Origin of the sequence: Aneurinibacillus aneurinilyticus ATCC 12856 (genome assembly GCF_000466385.1) — a bacterium.
Lineage (GTDB): Bacteria > Bacillota > Bacilli > Aneurinibacillales > Aneurinibacillaceae > Aneurinibacillus > Aneurinibacillus aneurinilyticus.
Genome location: NZ_KE952721.1, coordinates 1 through 2,700, shown reverse-complemented (window position 1 = coordinate 2,700; position 2,700 = coordinate 1). Strand labels below are relative to the sequence as shown.

The following is a 2,700-nucleotide window of genomic DNA, read 5'->3' as shown; positions in this document are numbered from 1 at the left end:
TAAATTTTGTATCAAATTTTGGGCAAGTCTAGTTAGATATTAAAAATCATTAGGAGTTAAAAGTAATGGTGAAAGTTAGCGCAATAATACAAGATCCCTATTTTGATCAGCCTTCCTGGTTATCAAAAGCTGAATATCGGGAAAACGTTGTTCTTTCCAAATTATCTTCGATAGATGATGCGGTCTTATTTTTTACGTTGCTATGTGGATATAACGACGTGGATGTGGCTAGAGACCCTACAGATGTATTGAATGAACTCATAGCCACAGATGAAGTTGTAATACGTGGTGGAATCACCTTTGAGGACAAAAATAAAGTGATACTTCCGAGCTGTTGTTGTGGACTTGAGAATTGGAGGGACGTACTCGAAGCGGTTATAAGCAAGGAGGGTGTATGGCTTGGTCACAACCCTTTCCCATCCGTAGAATACATAGATAATACGGTAAGGATCTGGTCTGACGATTTTTCTGGTGTAATGAGGAAAGACGTAACCGAGAAAGAAATACGGAAAATGTATTATATCGAATACAGTAGAGATGACTTAATAAAAAAATTGCAATCCATCGAAACTGATTTGTTAGACTTTTATAAGTGCTCTTTTAAAAAAGCACTTTGGATGGTTGACGATTATCATAAAGAAATGTTGTTTTTGAAATATTGTAAGTGGTTCAATCTGGACGTGAAATAGGTTGCTACTAACACAAGTTGATTGAACGGAGAACGAGAGCTTTTGATGTATTTGGCAACTAAAAATTGTATAAAACGACAATTAAGGGAACTCATCAAATCGTGTTTTTATGCATTGGCAAAGTCGCTTGACATGGAGCCTCTACGGGCATGAGTTTCTGCCACTCCATGCAAAGCTGTGGTTATACAGAAATTAGTGCATAACCTTAATTGCCATCAACACAATTACACAATAAGTAAAAACACCTAGAACCCTATTTAAAATTTAAAAAGTCTAGGTGTTTTATTGAATAAGGTAACTTAATCATTTCCATCCAAATCAGTTTACACAGAAAAAGTTACTTATTTCAATATGTTATGCGAATTATAATTGATATATGTAAAGGTTACTAATTCAAATCAATTTAGAAAAAAGCCCATTTGAACAAAACTATTCTCCTCTGTATTCTTCGAGCATTTCAAGAAACTCGAATAGATTTTCAGCAATATCAATGTGAGTATATGGCAATCCGGCTTCTTCATCCGGCTCATCAAAAAAACATGCACAAACTGTGGGTTCATTGAAATTAAAATCCAAATATAATATGTTACCTGATCCGTCTTCCCCAAAAGGAATATATAACTTATCCCCCAAAACATGCTGTTTAATCATAAAAAATACATTTTGAGGAATTGTATTTTCTGTTTCTTTTGCCAATAGTGGATATAAAAAGCTGATATTAAATACTTCTTCATCTTCGTCATAGATAGTATTTTCTTCTGGTACCCCACCATTTGAAAGTTTATAAAATTCAATATAAGAATCTGGCAACTTTTTTTCTAGAGTTTTTTCTAACTTAACAAAATCATCCTCTAACACTGGTCGTTTATTATATCTACTTATGAATTTTATTTTTCTCATAATTTCCTCCTAATCAACATTCAACACAATTTGGGATTTTTTGTATTATCCCTTTCTCCTTGAATTTATTAGTGCTCCATTAGGTATATCACCATCCATCATCAAATTTATTTTTTCGGCATACAATTATAGTCAGAAGATCTGGTCCTTCTTTTGGACAGAAATTTACCTTTTTCTCTAAATTACTCCGATAAGTCCCCCCTGCTGTCTAGGATCATCAAGATTGACAATTTATATTATTATTTTATGTGTTGCAACCTCATAAGGCTAAAAAACCTTGTTTCAAGATAGAAAACATTACGAAGGCAAGGCAATCCTACAAAATCCTTTTTTTATAAGGGAAAAATTTTCCTCCTAGGCTTGTCTGAAGGTTCACTTGGACCTGTCCAAACTCCAAATTTCCATTTTATATCGTAATTTTTTAATAGCTTTACTACTTCATTTTCTATTACAATGTAATTAAACTCTACTTCAAAAGGTATACTAAGAGTTAGTATATGATGATCATCACACAAAAGTTCACTAAGATCATCAAATCTATCAATAAGTTTTATTTTATATCTGCTTTTTTGGCCTTCTGCTATATATCGTCCTTTTTTATTTTTATAGGGTAATGAAACATTAAAAACTTTTTCTATTTTTTTTACTAAATCTACAAAAAGTAAGTCTTCTAGTAATACAATATCTAGATATTTTGTCTTCACCTTTATTGAAGCCTCCCTTTAGACCAAAAGCAAAAAACTACTACAAACTACAAATGTAGTTGCTTTTTGTGTTAAGTAAGTTTTAAAATGGGCTAAGTCTCTTTTTTAATTAGAAAATCTGTAATCCTCAGCAATTTCTCTTATTTCTAATGAATCATGATTACTACAGAAAGATAAATGACTATTTAATAACTTTTTAAATTCTAATTGAACATATAATTCAGCAACTCTTCTATTTTTCCATTCTTCATCATCTGGTTCCAAAACGGGAATCTGTTCTATATAACTCTCAATATTTTCCTCTAGCCATTTTCTGTCAACCAATCCAATTACTTTCCTAGAGTAGGTAACACTCGTTGGGCTACCATAAATTACGAGGATAATTGGCTTTCTTACCTTTTTCACTA

4 protein-coding genes are annotated in these 2,700 nt (G+C 32.1%); 1 reads left to right on the top strand and 3 read right to left on the bottom strand.

Annotation, left to right across the window (positions count from 1 at the left end; translation table 11 throughout):
• Positions 1-65 precede the first annotated feature (65 nt).
• Positions 66-689, top strand: coding sequence for a hypothetical protein (locus HMPREF0083_RS05695; protein ID WP_021620180.1), 624 nt, complete (start codon positions 66-68; stop codon positions 687-689).
• 429 nt (positions 690-1,118) lie between these two features.
• Here HMPREF0083_RS05695 and HMPREF0083_RS05690 read toward each other — a convergent pair whose 3' ends face one another.
• The 3 genes from HMPREF0083_RS05690 to HMPREF0083_RS05680 form a co-directional block, all read right to left on the bottom strand.
• Complete coding sequence (locus HMPREF0083_RS05690) at positions 1,119-1,589, bottom strand: SMI1/KNR4 family protein (protein WP_021620179.1); 471 nt, start codon at positions 1,587-1,589, stop codon at positions 1,119-1,121.
• A gap of 332 nt (positions 1,590-1,921) precedes the next feature.
• On the bottom strand, positions 1,922-2,293 hold the full coding sequence (locus HMPREF0083_RS05685; protein ID WP_021620178.1) for a hypothetical protein: 372 nt from the start codon (positions 2,291-2,293) through the stop codon (positions 1,922-1,924).
• Positions 2,294-2,398: 105 nt separating this feature from the next.
• The coding region (locus HMPREF0083_RS05680) for a hypothetical protein (protein WP_040301627.1) at positions 2,399-2,700 on the bottom strand (302 nt) is incomplete at its 5' end.